The 16,138-nt window shown below is 66.6% G+C and carries 25 protein-coding genes; 23 read left to right on the plus strand and 2 right to left on the minus strand.

What is annotated here, in order from left to right:
- The 5 genes from tuf to BUB76_RS08695 form a co-directional block, all read left to right on the plus strand.
- Nucleotides 1-1,176: elongation factor Tu (gene tuf, locus BUB76_RS08675; RefSeq protein ID WP_073127489.1), on the plus strand; the 1,176-nt coding region annotated here is incomplete at its 5' end.
- Nucleotides 1,177-1,331: 155 nt separating this feature from the next.
- A complete protein-coding gene (gene rpsJ, locus BUB76_RS08680; protein WP_036175718.1) occupies nucleotides 1,332-1,652 on the plus strand; it encodes a 30S ribosomal protein S10 in 321 nt (106 codons plus the stop codon).
- 1 nt (nucleotide 1,653) lies between these two features.
- Entirely contained in the window at nucleotides 1,654-2,535 is an 882-nt protein-coding gene (rplC, locus tag BUB76_RS08685) for a 50S ribosomal protein L3 (RefSeq protein ID WP_073128385.1), read from the plus strand.
- Complete coding sequence (gene rplD, locus BUB76_RS08690) at nucleotides 2,525-3,145, plus strand: 50S ribosomal protein L4 (RefSeq protein ID WP_073128386.1); 621 nt, start codon at nucleotides 2,525-2,527, stop codon at nucleotides 3,143-3,145. The genes rplC and rplD overlap by 11 nt, the downstream gene beginning before the upstream one ends.
- Nucleotides 3,142-3,438 (plus strand): 50S ribosomal protein L23, encoded by a 297-nt coding sequence (locus BUB76_RS08695; protein ID WP_073128387.1) that lies wholly within the window; start codon nucleotides 3,142-3,144, stop codon nucleotides 3,436-3,438. The genes rplD and BUB76_RS08695 overlap by 4 nt, the downstream gene beginning before the upstream one ends.
- Before the next feature lie 69 nt (nucleotides 3,439-3,507).
- Here the strand turns inward: BUB76_RS08695 and BUB76_RS08700 are convergent, their stop codons facing one another.
- Entirely contained in the window at nucleotides 3,508-4,344 is an 837-nt protein-coding gene (locus BUB76_RS08700; protein WP_073128388.1) for a universal stress protein, read from the minus strand.
- Between the two features lie 226 nt (nucleotides 4,345-4,570).
- Between BUB76_RS08700 and BUB76_RS08705 the strand changes: the two genes are divergently transcribed.
- From BUB76_RS08705 to rplP, 9 genes are all read left to right on the plus strand, one after another.
- Nucleotides 4,571-5,698, plus strand: coding sequence for an ABC transporter permease (locus tag BUB76_RS08705; RefSeq protein WP_073128389.1), 1,128 nt, complete (start codon nucleotides 4,571-4,573; stop codon nucleotides 5,696-5,698).
- Nucleotides 5,698-6,477: an ABC transporter ATP-binding protein gene (locus BUB76_RS08710; protein WP_073128390.1), complete on the plus strand. Its 780-nt coding sequence runs from the start codon at nucleotides 5,698-5,700 to the stop codon at nucleotides 6,475-6,477. The genes BUB76_RS08705 and BUB76_RS08710 overlap by 1 nt, the downstream gene beginning before the upstream one ends.
- The gene (locus BUB76_RS08715) at nucleotides 6,477-8,192 is read left to right on the plus strand and encodes an MlaD family protein (RefSeq protein WP_073128391.1); all 1,716 of its coding nucleotides are present in this window, start codon (nucleotides 6,477-6,479) and stop codon (nucleotides 8,190-8,192) included. The genes BUB76_RS08710 and BUB76_RS08715 overlap by 1 nt, the downstream gene beginning before the upstream one ends.
- A gap of 4 nt (nucleotides 8,193-8,196) precedes the next feature.
- A complete protein-coding gene (locus BUB76_RS08720; RefSeq protein WP_073128392.1) occupies nucleotides 8,197-8,811 on the plus strand; it encodes an ABC-type transport auxiliary lipoprotein family protein in 615 nt (204 codons plus the stop codon).
- A 289-nt stretch (nucleotides 8,812-9,100) separates the two neighbouring features.
- A complete protein-coding gene (rplB, locus tag BUB76_RS08725) occupies nucleotides 9,101-9,943 on the plus strand; it encodes a 50S ribosomal protein L2 (RefSeq protein ID WP_073128393.1) in 843 nt (280 codons plus the stop codon).
- Nucleotides 9,944-9,946: 3 nt separating this feature from the next.
- Nucleotides 9,947-10,225, plus strand: coding sequence for a 30S ribosomal protein S19 (gene rpsS / locus BUB76_RS08730; RefSeq protein WP_073128394.1), 279 nt, complete (start codon nucleotides 9,947-9,949; stop codon nucleotides 10,223-10,225).
- On the plus strand, nucleotides 10,222-10,602 hold the full coding sequence (gene rplV, locus BUB76_RS08735) for a 50S ribosomal protein L22 (protein WP_073128395.1): 381 nt from the start codon (nucleotides 10,222-10,224) through the stop codon (nucleotides 10,600-10,602). Before rpsS ends, rplV begins: the two co-directional genes overlap by 4 nt.
- Complete coding sequence (gene rpsC, locus BUB76_RS08740; protein ID WP_073128396.1) at nucleotides 10,602-11,309, plus strand: 30S ribosomal protein S3; 708 nt, start codon at nucleotides 10,602-10,604, stop codon at nucleotides 11,307-11,309. The genes rplV and rpsC overlap by 1 nt, the downstream gene beginning before the upstream one ends.
- Before the next feature lie 12 nt (nucleotides 11,310-11,321).
- Entirely contained in the window at nucleotides 11,322-11,735 is a 414-nt protein-coding gene (gene rplP / locus BUB76_RS08745; protein WP_073128397.1) for a 50S ribosomal protein L16, read from the plus strand.
- An 82-nt stretch (nucleotides 11,736-11,817) separates the two neighbouring features.
- Here the strand turns inward: rplP and BUB76_RS08750 are convergent, their stop codons facing one another.
- Nucleotides 11,818-12,207: a DUF4149 domain-containing protein gene (locus BUB76_RS08750; RefSeq protein WP_073128398.1), complete on the minus strand. Its 390-nt coding sequence runs from the start codon at nucleotides 12,205-12,207 to the stop codon at nucleotides 11,818-11,820.
- A 90-nt stretch (nucleotides 12,208-12,297) separates the two neighbouring features.
- Between BUB76_RS08750 and BUB76_RS08755 the strand changes: the two genes are divergently transcribed.
- The 9 genes from BUB76_RS08755 (at nucleotide 12,298) to rplF (ending at nucleotide 16,138) form a co-directional block, all read left to right on the plus strand.
- Complete coding sequence (locus BUB76_RS08755; RefSeq protein WP_073128399.1) at nucleotides 12,298-12,918, plus strand: TIGR02466 family protein; 621 nt, start codon at nucleotides 12,298-12,300, stop codon at nucleotides 12,916-12,918.
- Nucleotides 12,919-13,104: 186 nt separating this feature from the next.
- Nucleotides 13,105-13,320: a 50S ribosomal protein L29 gene (rpmC, locus tag BUB76_RS08760; RefSeq protein ID WP_073128400.1), complete on the plus strand. Its 216-nt coding sequence runs from the start codon at nucleotides 13,105-13,107 to the stop codon at nucleotides 13,318-13,320.
- 3 nt (nucleotides 13,321-13,323) lie between these two features.
- A complete protein-coding gene (gene rpsQ / locus BUB76_RS08765; RefSeq protein WP_073128401.1) occupies nucleotides 13,324-13,554 on the plus strand; it encodes a 30S ribosomal protein S17 in 231 nt (76 codons plus the stop codon).
- A gap of 74 nt (nucleotides 13,555-13,628) precedes the next feature.
- Complete coding sequence (rplN, locus tag BUB76_RS08770) at nucleotides 13,629-13,997, plus strand: 50S ribosomal protein L14 (protein WP_005621870.1); 369 nt, start codon at nucleotides 13,629-13,631, stop codon at nucleotides 13,995-13,997.
- Entirely contained in the window at nucleotides 13,997-14,302 is a 306-nt protein-coding gene (gene rplX / locus BUB76_RS08775; protein WP_073128402.1) for a 50S ribosomal protein L24, read from the plus strand. Before rplN ends, rplX begins: the two co-directional genes overlap by 1 nt.
- Nucleotides 14,302-14,865, plus strand: coding sequence for a 50S ribosomal protein L5 (gene rplE / locus BUB76_RS08780; RefSeq protein ID WP_073128403.1), 564 nt, complete (start codon nucleotides 14,302-14,304; stop codon nucleotides 14,863-14,865). Before rplX ends, rplE begins: the two co-directional genes overlap by 1 nt.
- 14 nt (nucleotides 14,866-14,879) lie before the next feature.
- Complete coding sequence (rpsN, locus tag BUB76_RS08785; RefSeq protein WP_073128404.1) at nucleotides 14,880-15,185, plus strand: 30S ribosomal protein S14; 306 nt, start codon at nucleotides 14,880-14,882, stop codon at nucleotides 15,183-15,185.
- A gap of 14 nt (nucleotides 15,186-15,199) precedes the next feature.
- Complete coding sequence (rpsH, locus tag BUB76_RS08790; protein ID WP_073128405.1) at nucleotides 15,200-15,592, plus strand: 30S ribosomal protein S8; 393 nt, start codon at nucleotides 15,200-15,202, stop codon at nucleotides 15,590-15,592.
- 12 nt (nucleotides 15,593-15,604) lie between these two features.
- Entirely contained in the window at nucleotides 15,605-16,138 is a 534-nt protein-coding gene (rplF, locus tag BUB76_RS08795) for a 50S ribosomal protein L6 (protein ID WP_073128406.1), read from the plus strand.

Raw genomic sequence — 16,138 nt, forward strand, 5'->3', positions numbered from 1 at the left:
ATGGCGAAGGCAAAGTTCGAACGCAACAAACCGCACGTGAACATCGGGACCATCGGTCACGTTGACCACGGCAAGACGACGCTGACCGCGGCGATCACCAAGTATTTCGGCGACTTCCGCGCTTACGACCAGATCGACGGCGCGCCCGAGGAGAAGGCCCGCGGCATCACGATCTCGACCGCGCACGTGGAGTACGAGACCGAGGCCCGCCACTATGCCCACGTGGACTGCCCCGGCCACGCCGACTACGTGAAGAACATGATCACCGGCGCCGCGCAGATGGACGGCGCGATCCTGGTGGTGAACGCCGCCGACGGCCCCATGCCGCAGACGCGCGAGCACATCCTGCTGGGCCGCCAGGTCGGCATCCCCGCGATCGTGGTCTACATGAACAAGGTCGACCAGGTGGATGACGAGGAGCTGCTGGAGCTCGTCGAGATGGAAATCCGCGAGCTGCTGTCGTCCTACGAGTATCCCGGCGACGACATCCCGGTCATCCCGGGCTCGGCTCTGGCCGCGATGAACGGCGAGAACCCCGAGATCGGCGAAGAGTCGATCAAGAAGCTCATGGCCGCCGTGGACGAGTACATCCCGACGCCCGAGCGCGCCGTGGACCAGCCGTTCCTGATGCCGGTCGAGGACGTGTTCTCGATCTCGGGCCGCGGCACCGTGGTCACCGGCCGTGTGGAGCGTGGCGTGATCAACGTGGGCGACGAGATCGAGATCGTCGGCATCCGCGACACCAAGAAGACGACCTGCACCGGTGTCGAGATGTTCCGCAAGCTGCTGGACCGCGGCGAAGCCGGCGACAACATCGGCGCGCTGCTGCGCGGCGTGGACCGTGACGGCGTCGAGCGTGGCCAGGTGCTGTGCAAGCCCGGCTCGGTGAAGCCGCACACGAAGTTCGAGGCCGAGGCCTACATCCTGACCAAGGAAGAGGGCGGCCGCCACACGCCGTTCTTCGCGAACTACCGCCCGCAGTTCTACTTCCGCACGACGGACGTGACCGGCACGGTGCAGCTGAACGAAGGCACCGAGATGGTCATGCCGGGCGACAACGTGCAGTTCGGCGTCGAGCTGATCGCGCCGATCGCCATGGAAGAGAAACTGCGCTTCGCCATCCGCGAAGGCGGCCGCACCGTCGGCGCCGGCGTGGTGTCGAAGATCATCGAGTAATCGGAACGCATCCCGGCGCACCCCGCCGGGATGGCCGCTCCGTCGCGCCCCGGACCCGGTCCGGGGCGTGTGCTCAGGATACCGGTCCGATGTGGCGCGAGGGATGAGCCTCGCCCCACCTCTCGACTGAAACCCGTCAAGGGAAAGAGAAGAAAATGGCCGCCAGCCAGAACATTCGTATTCGCCTGAAGGCGTTCGATTACCGGGTGCTCGACTCCAGCACCCAGGAAATCGTCTCGACCGCCAAGCGCACCGGCGCGTCCGTCCGCGGGCCGATCCCGATGCCCAACAAGATCGAGAAATTCACCGTCCTTCGTGGCCCCCACGTGGACAAGAAATCCCGCGATCAGTTCGAAATCCGCACCCACAAGCGGATGCTCGACATCGTCGACCCGACCCCGCAGACCGTGGACGCGCTGATGAAGCTCGACCTGGCCGCCGGCGTGGCCGTCGACATCAAGGTTATGGGAGGCTGACATGCTGCGCTCTGGCGTTATCGCAAAGAAGGTGGGCATGACGCGCATCTTCCAGGAGGATGGTCGGCAGGTGCCGGTCACCGTCCTGCAACTCGACAAGCTGCAGGTGGTCGCACAGCGCACCCCCGAGCAGCACGGCTATGCCGCCGTGCAGCTGGGTGCCGGGACCGCCAAGCCCAAGAACACCTCGAAGGCCCTGCGCGGTCACTTCGCGGTGGCCAAGGTGGAACCCAAGCGCAAGATCGCCGAGTTCCGCGTGGCCCCCGAGAACATGATCGACGTGGGCGAGGAAATCATCGCCTCGCACTACTTCGAAGGTCAGTTCGTGGACGTGAGCGGCACCTCGATCGGTAAGGGCTTCGCCGGTGCCATGAAGCGGCACAACTTCGGCGGCCTGCGCGCCTCGCACGGCGTGTCGATCAGCCACCGTTCGCACGGCTCCACCGGCCAGTGCCAGGACCCCGGCAAGGTGTTCAAGGGCAAGAAGATGGCCGGCCACATGGGCGCCGCCCGCGTGACCACGCAGAACCTGCAGGTCATCAAGACCGACAGCGCCCGCGGCCTCATCATGGTCAAGGGTGCGGTTCCGGGCTCGAAAGGCGGCTGGGTCACCATCAAGGACGCGGTCAAGAAGGTCACGCCCGAGGGTGTCATCTATCCCGCCGCGCTGAAGTCCGCCGCGGACGAGGCCGAGCGTCTTGCCCAGCAGGCTGCCGAGGAAGCCGCCGCCGCCGAGGCCGCGGAAGCCGAGCGCCTGGCCAAGGAGCAGGCCGAGCAGGAAGCCGCCGCGCTGGCCGAAGCTGAGGCGCAGATCGAGTCCGAGAGCTCGGATGCCGACAACAGCGACGCCACCGAGAAGAAAGAGGGCGACGATGAAAACTGATGCCATCACACTGGACGGCGGCAAGGCCGGTTCGGTCGACCTGGACGAGGCCATCTTCGGCCTCGAGCCCCGGGTGGACATCCTGCACCGCGTGGTCCGCTGGCAGCGCAACAACGCGCAGCAGGGCACCCACAAGGTCAAGACCCGGTCCGAGACCAGCTACTCGACCAAGAAGATCTATCGCCAGAAGGGCACCGGCGGCGCACGCCACGGTGACCGCAACGCGCCGATCTTCCGCAAGGGCGGTATCTACAAGGGTCCCGTTCCGCGCAGCCACGGTCACGACCTGACCAAGAAGTTCCGCAAGCTGGGCCTGCGCCACGCGCTGAGCTCGAAGGCGCAAGCGGGCAACCTGGTCGTTCTGGACACGGCCGACCTGGGCGAAGCCAAGACCAAGACCCTGGCCAAGCAGGTCAAGGATCTGGGCTGGAAGCGCGCGCTGGTGATCGACGGGGCCGAGGTGAACCAGAACTTCGCCCGCGCCGCCGCCAACATCGACGGTCTGGACGTGCTGCCCTCGATGGGCGCCAACGTCTACGACATCCTGAAGCGCGATACCCTGGTCATCACCAAGGCCGGTATCGAAGCCCTGGAGGCCCGTTTGAAATGAGCACGAAGCCCGAGCACTACGACGTGATCCGCAAGCCGATCATCACCGAGAAGGCCACCATGGCGTCCGAGAACGGCGCGGTTGTCTTCGAAGTGTCCATGGATGCGGCGAAGCCGGCCATCAAGGAAGCGGTCGAGACCCTGTTCAATGTCAAGGTGAAGGCGGTCAACACCTCCATCACCAAGGGCAAGGTCAAGCGTTTCCGCGGTCAGCCCGGCCGCCGGCGCGACGTCAAGAAGGCCTATGTGACCCTGGAAGAGGGCAACACGATCGACGTGACCACCGGTCTCTGATCGTCGGACCTTCCGCGAGGACCAAAGAACCCCCGCCAGACCGGCGGGGGTTTTTCTTTTGGCGGCACGTCAGCGCGAGAACAGCACGGGCAACTGGCTGACCCGCAGCAGGTCGCGGGTGGCCGCGCCGATGACGAAGTCATAGGCGCGGGAATGGCCGAACGCGCCGATGGCGATCATGTCCGCGCCGGCTTGGAAGGCCTCGGCGTTCAGGGCCGCTGCCACGCCTTCGGCCTGCCAGTTCTTCTGGGTCACGGTGGCCTTGATCCCCTGCCGGTCGAACGCGGCGGCGAGGTCGGACGAGGTCGGGTCGCGGTCGTCGGTATCGTGCCCGTCGTTGACCCGCAGGATATGCGCCGCGTCCCCGTCGCCCAGCAGGGCCATGGCGTCGTGGGCGGCGCGCGCCGCCTCGCGCGAGCCGTTCCAGCCCACCAGGGCCGAATGGCCCAGGCTGTCACCGCTCCAGTCCCGCGGAACGACCAGCACCGGTCGGCCGGCGTTCCGGATCACCGTTTCGAGAACGGTGCCCTGGGTGCCGAAATCGTCCTCGGGCGCGGCGGGCATGACGACGAGGTCCGCGACGCGGCCGCTTTCGATGATCCGCTCCGACGCGGGTTCGGTCTTGCAATGCAGAAGCCGCCACTCGGCCACGAAATCCTCGGGCGCGGTCGCGGTCTCGAAGGTCTCCCTGATCGCCTCGGACACGTCGATCTGCGACTTTCCGTAGCGTTCGTAGACGGTGTCCGGGATGTGCATGGCGATGCCCGGATAGACCACCAGCGACTCGACCACGTGCAGGCCGATCAGGTGGGCGTTGTAGCGTCGCGCCAGCAGGCAGGCGGCGGCGGTGGTCGCCTTGGCGCTGTCACGATCGGTCAGGCAGACTAGGATGGTTTTCGGGGTCATGGTTCTGGCTCCTCTCCCGGAAGGACCGGGCGCACCCGGCCGACTGACGGATAGGATAAAGACGGTCGTGCGGGACCGCCTTGATCGGGATCAAGGTGTTGCGACAGGGCCGCTTTAGGGTCGGGCGAAAGAGATGCGCCCCCGGCGATGCGGCGATCGTCTTGCCATGCCATCACAGGATGCCGATGACTTGTCCTGAACCCCTCTTGCCGACCGGTCCACGCACGTGAGCGACACGCCCCCCGTTTCCGATCGCCCTTGCGACGTCATCCTCGACGGCGACCGGCTGCGGCTGGCCGGGCACCTGACCATCGATGCCTTGCAGACATTCGATCGGGCTGCTGCCGCGGAACTGGCCCGTCGCGCCGTTGTCATCGACATCACCGAAACCGACGCTGTCGATACCGCGGGGGCCTGGCTTCTGGTCGCGCTTGCGGGGCAGGGACAGGGGGGACGCGCCGATATCCACGGGGCCTCGTCCCACCAGTCGCAACTGATTGACACCGTGCGAGCCAACATGCCGCCGCCCGAGGCCGGTTCGGAGACGACGGGCGGCATGAACGACCGGCTGGCCCGGCTGGGTGGCCGCATCCACGGCGGCGCCGGCGCGGCGGTCGAGCTGGTGTCGTTCCTGGGGCAGGTGGTCGCCACAATCGGCGGGATCATCCTGCACCCGCGACGGCTGCGGCTGACCTCGGTGGTGCATCACTGCCAGGAGGTTGGATGGAACGCGGTGCCCATCGTCACGCTGATGTCGTTCCTGATCGGCGTCGTCCTGGCCTTCCAGGGGGCCGCGCAACTGAGCCAGTTCGGCGCCGAGGTCTTCGTGGTCGACCTGATCGCCATCTCGATCCTGCGCGAGCTGGGCATCCTGCTGACGGCGATCATCGTGGCGGGCCGGTCCGGCTCGGCCTTCACCGCCGCCATCGGCTCCATGAAGATGCGCGAGGAAATCGACGCCATGCGCACGCTGGGCCTCGATCCTGTCACCATCCTCGTGGTGCCGCGCGTGCTGGCGCTGATCGTGATGCTTCCGGCGCTGGGGCTGATCGCGGACGTGGCGGGCCTGCTGGGCGGGGCGGTGATGGCGTGGGTCGACCTGGGCGTGTCGCCCGCGGCCTTCCAGGCGCGGTTGGTCGGCAATACCGACCTGTGGCATTTCGGCGTCGGCATGATCAAGGCGCCGTTCTTCGCGCTGATCATCGGCATCATCGGCTGCTACGAAGGGATGAAAGTGGGTGGCAACGCCGAAAGCCTGGGGCGCCTGACCTCGACCTCGGTGGTGCTTTCGATCTTCATGGTGATCGTGATGGACGCGATGTTTTCGATCTTCTTCGCCGTGGTGGGGGTGTGATGGCCGACGCCCCCGTGATTCGCGTGCGCGGGCTGGTGACCCGCTTCGGTCGGCACGTCGTGCATGACGGGCTGGACCTGGACGTGCGTCGGGGCGAGGTGCTGGGCGTGGTCGGCGGCTCGGGCACTGGCAAGTCGGTCCTGCTGCGCGCCATCGTCGGACTCCTGCGCCCGGCCGAGGGGCAGATCGAGGTGCTGGGCCAGAGCGTGCGCGACACCCCGCCGGACGCCTACCGCCGCCTGCGCCGCCGCTGGGGGGTTATGTTCCAGGACGGCGCGCTGTTCTCGTCGCTGACCGTGCGCCAGAATGTCGAGGCGCCCATGCGCGAACAGCTGGATCTGCCGCCGGACGTGATGCGCACGCTGGCGGGGATCAAGGTGCGCATGGTGGGCCTGCCCGAGGACGCGCAGGGCAAGTACCCGTCCGAGCTGTCGGGCGGCATGCGCAAGCGCGCGGGGTTCGCCCGGGCCATTGCGCTGGACCCCGAGATCGTGTTCCTCGACGAACCCACCGCCGGGCTGGACCCGATCGGTGCGGCGGCGTTCGACCGGCTGATCCGGCAGTTGCGCGATGCGCTGGGGCTGACGGTATTCCTGGTGACCCACGACCTCGACAGCCTGCACGCAGTGTGCGACCGGGTCGCGGTGCTGGCCGACCGGCGCGTGCTGGCCATCGGCAGCATCGCCGACATGCTGGACGTCGATCACCCCTGGGTGCGCGAGTATTTCCACGGGCCGCGCGCCCGCGCCGCCAAGATCATGCCGCCGGAGCCCGCCTGATGGAGACCCGTGCGAATTTCATCCTGATCGGCGCCTTCACGCTGGCGGCCATCCTGGGGACGCTGGGCTTTTTCATCTGGCTGGCCTCGTTCCAGATCGACAGGCAATACCAGACCTACGGCATTTTGTTCGAGGATGTCTCGGGGCTCGATTCCTCGGGCGACGTCCTGTTCAACGGCATCCGCGTGGGCCGGGTCATCGATTTGCAGATCTACGACGAGGACCCCTCGCGCGTCTTCGCCACGGTGGAGGTCGACGCCGAGACGCCGGTGCGCGAGAACACGGTGGCCCGGCTCCAGTCGCAGGGGGTGACGGGGGTCTCCTACATCTCGCTCTCGGGTGGCACGCCGGGGGCCGAGATGCTGAGGCCCGACGGCGACGGCCTGCCGATCATCCCGTCGCAACGGTCCACCGTGCAAAGCCTGGTCGAGGATGCACCGGGGCTGGTCGTGTCGGCGGGCGAGCTTCTGGCGCAGCTGCGCGAGCTCGTGGGGCCCGAAAACCGCGCGCTGGTGAACAACATCCTGCGCAACCTCGATTCGGCCTCGGCGCAGATGGACCAGGCGCTGGCCGATTTCTCGGACGTGACGGGGTCGGTCAGCGACGCGACCCTTCAGATCGCGCGCTTCACCGACCGGCTGGACAGCATCGGCACCGCCGTCGAACAGACCCTGGCCCGGGCCGACACCGCGCTGGCCGCGGCCGAGCGGACCTTCGGCCGCGCGGACACCGCGCTCGACGCCTCGGTGCCCGCGCTCGAACGGGCCGAGGGCGCCTTCGCCGCGGCGGAAACGGTTTTGGCCGAGGACGTGCCCGCGCTGCTGGCCCAGCTGTCGCAGGCCGCCGAACAGGTGCAGACCGCCATCGCCGATCTGCAGGACCGGTCCGGGCGCACCATCGACGGCTTCGGGCAGACGGCGGTCCTGATGAACCTGCGGCTGGTCGAGCTCGAGCGTGCGATGCTGGGGGCGAACACGGCCTTCACCGCCGTGACCGAGGCCGCGGACAGCTTCGACATTCTGGTGGATGGCGACGGCACGCTGCTGGTGGCCGAGGCGCGCGACGTGCTGGCCGACGCCAAGCGGGCGCTGACGGTGATCGAGGACGTGGTCCTGACCGACGTGCCCCCGGTGGTCGCCGACATCCGCGAGGCCGTGGCCACGGCGAGCCGGGCCGTCGACCGGGTGGCGCAGGACATCACCGGTGCGACCGCGCGGCTGACACCCTTGGCCGATGATGCGTCCGACACCCTGCGCGCGGCCAGTGACACCTTCGCGCGGGCGGGCGGCACGCTCGCCGCGCTGGACCGGACGCTGGCCGGGGCGGATACGGCGCTGGGATCGGCGGCGGACGCCTTCGACACCGCGACCGGGCTGATGGAGACCGACATCGCCCCGGTGCTGGACGATATCCGCACCGCCTCAGGGCGGATCAGCGCGGCGGTCGAGGACGTGACCCGGGACGTGCCGGCCATCGCCGCCGACCTGCGGGCCCTGATCGCGCGGGCCGACAGCGTCGTCGGGCAGGTTCAGGGCGCGGTCGCCGGCACCGCGCCCGGCCTGACCGAGTTCGCGGACCGGGGCCTGCCCGCGCTGACCCGTCTGGGCGACGAGGCGCGGGCGCTGGTCAACACGTTGAACGGGCTGGCGCGGCGGATCGAGCGGGATCCGGGCCGCTTCCTGCTTGACAATCGCGTGCCGGAATACCGCAGATGACGCCATGAAATCCCTGGACCTGACCCGCCGCGCGACCCTTCTGGGGGGCATGGCCGCATTGGGCGGCTGCGGCGCCCTGGGCGCGCTGAACACCGCCGCGACGCCCTTGCCGATCTACGACCTGAGCGCGCGCAGCGGCGCCAGCGCGGGCCGCCGGACGAACCGCACGCTGGTGGTGGCCCGACCCGAAGCGCCCGCCACGCTGGACACCGACCGGATCATGGTCCGCCCCGACGCCGTGTCGGTCGCCTACATCCCCGCCGCGCGCTGGGGCGACGACCTGCCCGAGGTGGTGCAGTCGCTGCTGGTGCGCAGCCTGTCGGGCACCGGGCGCATCGGCTATGTTGGTCGCGCCGAGGGCGGGCCGGTGCCGGACCGCGCCCTTCTGACCCGCATCGACGCGTTCGAGGTCGTGGACACAGGCGAGAGCCTGACCGCGCGGGTGGCGATGTCGCTGACACTCATCGCCGACCGAAGCCAGCGGGTGATCGCCTCGCGCGAATTCGCGGGCCAGGCGGTGGCCGGGGACGAAACGCCGCGCGCGGTCGTGCAGGCGTTCCAGACCGTGCTGGACGCGGAACTGCCCGCCATGGCCGACTGGGTCGCCTCGCGCGCCTGAAGGCTGGTTCCGCGGCCCACGGCCTATTGGTCCGAAAGCCGACAGCGGGGCCTTGACCGTTCCGGCGACCTTTCCTACAAGCCCGCATCGGCGTAGCCCCGGATTCGTCCGGGGCTTGGCTTTTGGGCGGCATGCCGCCCGTCCCGGACATCGCTTCGGGGCCTCGATGGGCCAACGCGCCGCAGGGTTTTCCCCGGGCGCGGCGGACCGAACCAACCGGGGACCTGCCCAGCAGGGCCCTTAAACCGCGGAGCCGCAAGGCTTCGCCACACAACGGAAGACAGAAAGCATGGCACTCAAGTCGTACAAGCCGACGACGCCGGGCCAGCGCGGGCTGGTGCTGATCGACCGTTCGGAGCTGTGGAAAGGCCGTCCGGTCAAGTCCCTCACCGAAGGGTTGACCAAGAACGGTGGCCGCAACAACACCGGACGTATCACGATGCGCCGCAAGGGCGGTGGCGCGAAGCGTCTCTATCGCATCGTGGATTTCAAGCGCACCAAGCACGACATGGAAGCCGTCGTCGTTCGGATCGAATATGACCCGAACCGCACCGCCTTCATCGCGCTGATCCAGTACAACGACGGCGAACAGCGTTACATCCTCGCCCCCCAGCGCCTGGGCGTTGGCGACAAGATCGTTTCGGGCGACAAGGTCGACGTGAAGCCCGGCAACGCGATGCCGTTCCAGGGCATGCCCATCGGCACGATCGTCCACAACATCGAGCTGAAGCCCGGCAAGGGCGGCCAGATCGCGCGCGCCGCGGGCACCTATGCCCAGTTCGTCGGTCGCGACGGCGGCTACGCCCAGATCCGCCTCAGCTCGGGCGAGCTGCGGCTGGTGCGCCAGGAATGCATGGCCACCGTGGGCGCGGTGTCGAACCCCGACAACAGCAACCAGAACTTCGGTAAAGCGGGCCGCAACCGTCACAAGGGCATCCGTCCCAGCGTGCGCGGTGTCGTCATGAACCCGGTCGACCACCCGCATGGCGGTGGTGAAGGCCGGACGAGCGGAGGCCGCCACCCCGTGACCCCGTGGGGCAAGCCCACCAAGGGCGCGCGCACCCGTAACACGAACAAGGCTTCGCAACAGCTGATCATCCGCTCGCGCCACGCCAAGAAGAAAGGACGCTGATAGATGTCGCGTTCCGTCTGGAAGGGCCCTTTTGTCGACGCTTACGTCCTCAAGAAGGCCGAAAAATCCCGCGAGAGCGGTCGCAACGAGGTCATCAAGATCTGGTCGCGCCGTTCCACCATCCTGCCCCAGTTCGTGGGCCTCACCTTCGGCGTCTACAATGGCAAGAAGCATATCCCGGTCAGCGTGTCCGAGGAGATGATCGGCCAGAAGTTCGGTGAATACAGCCCGACCCGTACCTATTACGGTCACGCCGCCGACAAGAAGGCGAAGCGCAAATGAGCAAGGTAAAGAACCCCCGCCGCGTGGCCGATAACGAAGCCATGGCGAAGACCCGCATGCTGCGCACTAGCCCGCAGAAGCTGAACCTGGTCGCCGCCATGATCCGTGGCAAGAAGGTCGAAAAGGCCCTGCAGGACCTGACCTTCTCGAAGAAGCGCATCTCGGACGACGTCCGCAAGTGCCTTCAGTCGGCCATCGCCAACGCCGAGAACAACCACAACCTGGACGTCGACGAGCTGATCGTCGCCGAGGCCTATGTGGGCAAGAACCTGACGATGAAGCGTGGCCGTCCGCGGGCACGTGGCCGGTTCGGCCGCATCATCAAGCCGTTCTCGGAGATCACCATCAAGGTCCGCCAGGTCGAGGAGCAAGCCTAATGGGTAACAAGGTCAACCCCGTCGGAATGCGCCTGCAGGTCAACCGGACCTGGGACAGCCGCTGGTACGCCGACACCAAGGATTACGGTGATCTTCTGCTGGAAGACATCAAGATCCGCGAGTTCATCAAGGAAGAGTGCAAGGCCGCCGGCATCAGCCGTGTGATCATCGAACGTCCGCACAAGAAGTGCCGCGTCACGATCCACACCGCCCGCCCCGGCGTCATCATCGGCAAGAAGGGCGCGGACATCGAAACCCTGCGCCGCAAGCTTGCGTCGATGACCGACAGCGAACTGCACCTGAACGTGGTCGAAGTGCGCAAGCCCGAGCTCGACGCCGCGCTGGTGGGTGAATCCATCGCCCAGCAGCTCGAGCGCCGGGTCAGCTTCCGCCGCGCCATGAAGCGCGCGGTGCAGAACGCCATGCGCATGGGTGCGCTCGGCATCCGCGTGAACCTCGCCGGCCGCCTCGGCGGCGCCGAGATCGCCCGGACCGAATGGTATCGCGAAGGCCGCGTGCCGCTTCACACCCTGCGTGCGGATATCGATTTCGCCCGCGTGGAAGCCAAGACCGCCTACGGCGTGATCGGCATCCAGGTGTGGATCTTCAAGGGTGAGATCCTCGAGCACGATCCGGCTGCCCGTGATCGCCGTGCCCAGGAACTTCAGGATGGTCCCACGCCGCGCGGCGCTGGCGGCCGTCGTTAAGGAGGCATCGATATGCTGCAACCGAAGCGCACAAAATTCCGCAAGATGCACAAGGGCCGCATCCGCGGCGAAGCCAAGGGCGGATCGAACCTGAACTTCGGCACCTTCGGCCTGAAGGCGATGGAGCCCGAGCGGGTCACCGCGCGTCAGATCGAGGCCGCCCGTCGTGCCATGACGCGTCACATGAAGCGTCAGGGCCGCGTCTGGATCCGGATCTTCCCCGACACCCCCGTCACCTCGAAGCCTGTCGAAGTGCGTATGGGTAAGGGCAAGGGCTCGGTCGATTTCTGGGCCGCCAAGGTCAAGCCCGGCCGCGTCATGTTCGAGATCGACGGCGTCGGCGAAGACGTCGCGCGCGAGGCCCTGCGCCTGGCCGCCATGAAGCTGCCCTGCAAGTCGCGCACCGTGATGCGCGAAGACTGGTAATCCGGTCGTCTTCTCATCGAGAAGGCCATGCCAGACAGAAAAGCCCCCGCCGTCGCGGGGGCTTTTTCATTTGCGGGGCCTCTCACGCCAACCGCACCAGCGCCCAGCCCGCCACCGCGATCTGACCCAATTGCAGGACCACCGACGCGCCGTGCAGCCGCCCGAAGCCCCGCCGGTCGCCCCGGTCGGTCGCGGCGTTGATCTGCCCCATCAGCACCTGCCGCGCGTAGATCGTCGTGACGCAGATCGCCGCCAGCAACAGCGCGGCCTGCGCATCCACCAGCGTCGCGGCCATGGCGGCCAGCAGCGACAGGAAGATCACCGACAAATAGTAGTAGGGAAACGTCCCGCGCAGCAGCGGCCTGGCACGGTCCTCGGGCAGTTGCGCGAACAGCACCGGGGCGAACCCCGCGCTGAAGAAGGTCATGCCGCCGAACAGCAGCGCGCTCAGCAGCAGGGCAGGGATGGTCATGGCGTCCTCCGGATCCGTGTTTTGGGATGACCTAACGCGATGGGCCAGCCCGACCTTGCGCGGATCGCCGCAGCGCCGTAACGCTGGGCCATGTCCAGAACCACGCCCCTTTTCGTCACGCCGCTCTACCGCGCGCGTCTTGCCGACCACGCCCCTGCCGTCGATGCCGACGAGCTTGCCGCGTCCTGCTTCTCGATCGCCGAGGATGACGAGGCGGGCCAGCAATGGTGCGAGGATAACGACTTTCCCGGCTACACCTCCTACGCCTCGCTGACCGATCTGCCGTGGCGGTTCTCGATCTTCGCCGACGTGGTCAAGGCGCTCGACGCCCACGTCGCCGCCTTCGCCGAGGACCTGGCCTTCGACCTGGGCGACAAGAAGTTGCGGCTCGAGGATATCTGGATCAACATCCTGCCCGAGGGCGGCATCCACACGAGCCACCTGCACCCCCATTCGGTGATCTCGGGCACGACCTATGTGGCGATGCCGGCGGATACGTCGGCCATCCGCTTCGAGGATCCGCGCCTGCCGATGATGATGGCCGCGCCCGGCCGCCTGAAGGACGCGCCCGACTCCTTGCGCAACTTCGTCTACGCCAAACCGCAGGTGGGCGACGTGCTGCTGTGGGAATCATGGCTGCGCCACGAGGTGCCCATGAACATGAGCGAGGACGAGCGGGTCAGCGTGAGCTTCAACTACGCGTGGGGCTAGGCCGCCCGGGGGGATTGACCCGGGTGAAGCCGGCAGGGCCCTTCTGAACGGTGCGCTTTGCCCGACTCGAAGGAAGGGTGTTGCCAAGCACCCGCAACACTCCTATACGGCCCCCTCATCCACCTCCACCGGGAATCAGGGTGACGTGCTCGCACGGCCTTCCGGTGATGTTGCAAGGAGCATACCATGGCGCTTGACGCCCAAGACCTTCGGGGCAAGACCCCCGACGAGCTGCGCGACCAGCTGGCCGCCCTGAAGAAAGAAGCCTTCAACCTGCGCTTCCAGGCCGCCACCAACCAGCTTGAGAACACCGCACGCATGCGCACCGTCCGCCGCGACGTGGCCCGCGTGAAGACCATCCTGAACCAGAAAGCCGCCGAAGCGGCCAACGCGGAGGCCTGATCCATGCCCAAACGCATCCTGCAAGGCACCGTGACCTCGAACCAGAACGAGCAGACCGTCACCGTTTCGGTCGAGCGTCGTTTCACGCACCCGGTTCTGAAGAAGACCATCCGTAAGTCCAAGAAGTACCGGGCTCACGATGAGAACAACCAGTTCAACGTCGGCGACTCGGTCCGTATCCAGGAATGTGCGCCGAAGTCGAAGACCAAACGCTGGGAGGTGATCGCCCAGTAACGGGCGTCGCCACCCATAATCGAAACCCTGGGGAGTAACGGGCAGAGCCCACCCCAAAGGTCGGGAGTAACCTCATGATCCAGATGCAGACCAATCTGGATGTCGCTGACAACTCCGGCGCACGCCGGGTTCAGTGCATCAAGGTCCTCGGCGGCTCGAAGCGGAAATACGCGTCCGTGGGCGACATCATCGTGGTGTCGGTCAAGGAAGCCATTCCGCGCGGCCGTGTGAAGAAGGGCGACGTCCGCAAGGCCGTCGTCGTGCGCACCGCCAAGGAAGTCCGCCGCGAAGACGGCACCGCGATCCGCTTCGATCGCAACGCCGCCGTCATCCTCAACAACAACAACGAGCCGGTCGGCACCCGTATCTTCGGGCCGGTGGTTCGCGAGCTGCGCGCGAAGAACTTCATGAAGATCATCTCGCTCGCTCCGGAGGTGCTGTGATGGCTGCCAAACTGAAAAAGGGTGACAAGGTCGTCGTCCTGGCCGGCAAGGACAAGGGCAAGCAGGGCGAGATCACGTCCGTGAACCCCAGCGCCGGCAAGGCCGTGGTCGACGGCATCAACATCGCCATCCGCCACGTGAAGCAGAGCCAGACCAGCCAGGGCGGCCGCACGCCGCAGCCGATGCCCATCGACCTGTCGAACCTCGCGCTGCTGGACAAGAACGGCAAGGCGACCCGCGTCGGTTTCAAGATGGAAGACGGCAAGAAGGTCCGCTTTGCCAAGACGACCGGAGACGTGATCTGATGCTCGATAACGCCAACTACACCCCGCGTCTTGAGCAGCTGTACGTGGACGAGATCCGCGGCAAGCTGAAAGAAGACTTCGGCTTCACCAACCCGATGCAGATCCCGCGCCTGGACAAGATCGTCCTGAACATCGGCGCCGGCGCCGAGGCGGTGAAGGACAGCAAGAAGGCCAAGTCGGCCGCCGACGACCTGACCGCCATCGCCGGTCAGAAGGCTGTCGTCACCAAGGCGAAGAAGTCGATCGCCGGCTTCCGCGTCCGTGAAGACATGCCGCTGGGGGCCAAGGTCACCCTGCGTGGCGACCGGATGTACGAATTCCTCGACCGCCTGATCACCATCGCGCTGCCCCGTGTCCGCGACTTCCGCGGCCTGAACGGCAAATCCTTCGATGGCCGCGGCAACTATGCCATGGGCATCAAGGAGCACATCGTGTTCCCCGAGATCAACTTCGACAAGGTCGATGAGGTCTGGGGCCTGGATGTCGTGATCTGCACCACCGCGTCCGACGACGCCCAAGCCAAAGCGCTGTTGAAGCATTTCAACATGCCCTTCAACAGCTGAGAGGATCTGAACTCATGGCGAAGAAAGCAATGATCGAGCGCGAGAAGAAGCGTCAGGCCCTGGTCGAGCGTTATGCCGCCAAGCGTGCCGAGCTGAAGGAAATCGCGCGTGACGAAAGCAAGCCCATGGAAGAGCGGTTCAAGGCCCAGCTGAAGCTGGCCAAGCTGCCGCGCAATTCCTCGGCCACCCGTCTGCACAACCGCTGCCAGCTGACCGGGCGTCCCCACGCCTATTATCGCAAGCTGAAAATGTCGCGTATCGCGCTGCGTGATCTTGGCTCCGACGGCCAGATCCCCGGCATGGTCAAGTCGAGCTGGTAAGGAGGGTTTGAAAAATGAACGATCCTATCGGTGATATGCTGACCCGGATCCGCAACGCCCAGCTGCGCGGCAAGACGACGGTCATCACGCCCGCGTCGAAGATCCGCGGCTGGATCCTGGATGTGCTGGCCGACGAAGGCTACATCCGCGGCCACGAGAACATCACGGGTCCTGACGGCCACCCGGCCATCGAGATCAGCCTGAAGTACTACGAAGGCGCCCCCGTGATCAAAGAGCTCAAGCGCGTCTCGACCCCCGGTCGCCGCGTGTATGCCGGCGTCAACGACATCCCGTCGGTGCGCCAGGGCCTGGGCGTCTCCATCGTCTCCACCCCCAAGGGCGTCATGACCGACGCTTCGGCCCGCTCGGCCAACGTGGGTGGGGAAGTGCTCTGCACGGTATTCTAAGGAGGGATTGGTATGTCTCGTATCGGTAAACGACCCGTTGAGCTGCCCTCCGGCGTGGAGGCCACGGTCAGCGGCCAGAAAGTCGAAGTGAAGGGCCCCAAGGGCACCCGCAGCTTCACGGCCACGGATGACGTCACGGTCGCGATGGAAGACGGTGCGATCACCGTCACCCCGCGCGGCAAGTCCAAGCGGGCGCGCCAGCAGTGGGGCATGAGCCGCACCATGGTGCAGAACCTGGTGACCGGCGTGACCACCGGCTTCAAGAAAGAGCTCGAGATCCAGGGCGTGGGTTACCGCGCGCAGATGCAGGGCAACGTCCTGAAGCTGAACCTGGGCCTCAGCCACGACGTGGATTTCGAAGTGCCCCAGGGCGTGACCGTCACGACCCCCAAGCAGACCGAGATCGCCGTCGAAGGCATCGACGAGCAGGTGGTGGGGCAAGTGGCCTCGAACATTCGCGACTGGCGTCGTCCCGAGCCCTACAAGGGCAAGGGCATCCGCTATAAGGGCGAGTTCATCTTCCGCAAGGAAGGCAAGAAGAAGTAA

Source organism: Palleronia salina, from assembly GCF_900141995.1.
GTDB lineage: Bacteria > Pseudomonadota > Alphaproteobacteria > Rhodobacterales > Rhodobacteraceae > Palleronia > Palleronia salina.

What these genes read in the sequence shown, in the direction of transcription:
- rpsS (WP_073128394.1), top strand. Translation starts at nt 9,947, where the DNA reads ATGTCGCGTTCCGTCTGGAAGGGCCCTTTTGTCGACGCTTACGTCCTC.
- rpsH (WP_073128405.1), top strand. Translation starts at nt 15,200, where the DNA reads ATGAACGATCCTATCGGTGATATGCTGACCCGGATCCGCAACGCCCAG.
- BUB76_RS08710 (WP_073128390.1), top strand. Translation starts at nt 5,698, where the DNA reads ATGGCCGACGCCCCCGTGATTCGCGTGCGCGGGCTGGTGACCCGCTTC.
- rplF (WP_073128406.1), top strand. Translation starts at nt 15,605, where the DNA reads ATGTCTCGTATCGGTAAACGACCCGTTGAGCTGCCCTCCGGCGTGGAG.
- BUB76_RS08755 (WP_073128399.1), top strand. Translation starts at nt 12,298, where the DNA reads ATGTCCAGAACCACGCCCCTTTTCGTCACGCCGCTCTACCGCGCGCGT.
- BUB76_RS08715 (WP_073128391.1), top strand. Translation starts at nt 6,477, where the DNA reads ATGGAGACCCGTGCGAATTTCATCCTGATCGGCGCCTTCACGCTGGCG.
- rpsJ (WP_036175718.1), top strand. Translation starts at nt 1,332, where the DNA reads ATGGCCGCCAGCCAGAACATTCGTATTCGCCTGAAGGCGTTCGATTAC.
- rpsQ (WP_073128401.1), top strand. Translation starts at nt 13,324, where the DNA reads ATGCCCAAACGCATCCTGCAAGGCACCGTGACCTCGAACCAGAACGAG.
- rplE (WP_073128403.1), top strand. Translation starts at nt 14,302, where the DNA reads ATGCTCGATAACGCCAACTACACCCCGCGTCTTGAGCAGCTGTACGTG.
- BUB76_RS08720 (WP_073128392.1), top strand. Translation starts at nt 8,197, where the DNA reads ATGAAATCCCTGGACCTGACCCGCCGCGCGACCCTTCTGGGGGGCATG.
- rpmC (WP_073128400.1), top strand. Translation starts at nt 13,105, where the DNA reads ATGGCGCTTGACGCCCAAGACCTTCGGGGCAAGACCCCCGACGAGCTG.
- rplV (WP_073128395.1), top strand. Translation starts at nt 10,222, where the DNA reads ATGAGCAAGGTAAAGAACCCCCGCCGCGTGGCCGATAACGAAGCCATG.
- rplC (WP_073128385.1), top strand. Translation starts at nt 1,654, where the DNA reads ATGCTGCGCTCTGGCGTTATCGCAAAGAAGGTGGGCATGACGCGCATC.
- rplX (WP_073128402.1), top strand. Translation starts at nt 13,997, where the DNA reads ATGGCTGCCAAACTGAAAAAGGGTGACAAGGTCGTCGTCCTGGCCGGC.
- rpsN (WP_073128404.1), top strand. Translation starts at nt 14,880, where the DNA reads ATGGCGAAGAAAGCAATGATCGAGCGCGAGAAGAAGCGTCAGGCCCTG.
- BUB76_RS08695 (WP_073128387.1), top strand. Translation starts at nt 3,142, where the DNA reads ATGAGCACGAAGCCCGAGCACTACGACGTGATCCGCAAGCCGATCATC.
- BUB76_RS08750 (WP_073128398.1), bottom strand. Translation starts at nt 12,207, where the DNA reads ATGACCATCCCTGCCCTGCTGCTGAGCGCGCTGCTGTTCGGCGGCATG.
- rplD (WP_073128386.1), top strand. Translation starts at nt 2,525, where the DNA reads ATGAAAACTGATGCCATCACACTGGACGGCGGCAAGGCCGGTTCGGTC.
- rplN (WP_005621870.1), top strand. Translation starts at nt 13,629, where the DNA reads ATGATCCAGATGCAGACCAATCTGGATGTCGCTGACAACTCCGGCGCA.
- rpsC (WP_073128396.1), top strand. Translation starts at nt 10,602, where the DNA reads ATGGGTAACAAGGTCAACCCCGTCGGAATGCGCCTGCAGGTCAACCGG.
- BUB76_RS08700 (WP_073128388.1), bottom strand. Translation starts at nt 4,344, where the DNA reads ATGACCCCGAAAACCATCCTAGTCTGCCTGACCGATCGTGACAGCGCC.
- rplP (WP_073128397.1), top strand. Translation starts at nt 11,322, where the DNA reads ATGCTGCAACCGAAGCGCACAAAATTCCGCAAGATGCACAAGGGCCGC.
- rplB (WP_073128393.1), top strand. Translation starts at nt 9,101, where the DNA reads ATGGCACTCAAGTCGTACAAGCCGACGACGCCGGGCCAGCGCGGGCTG.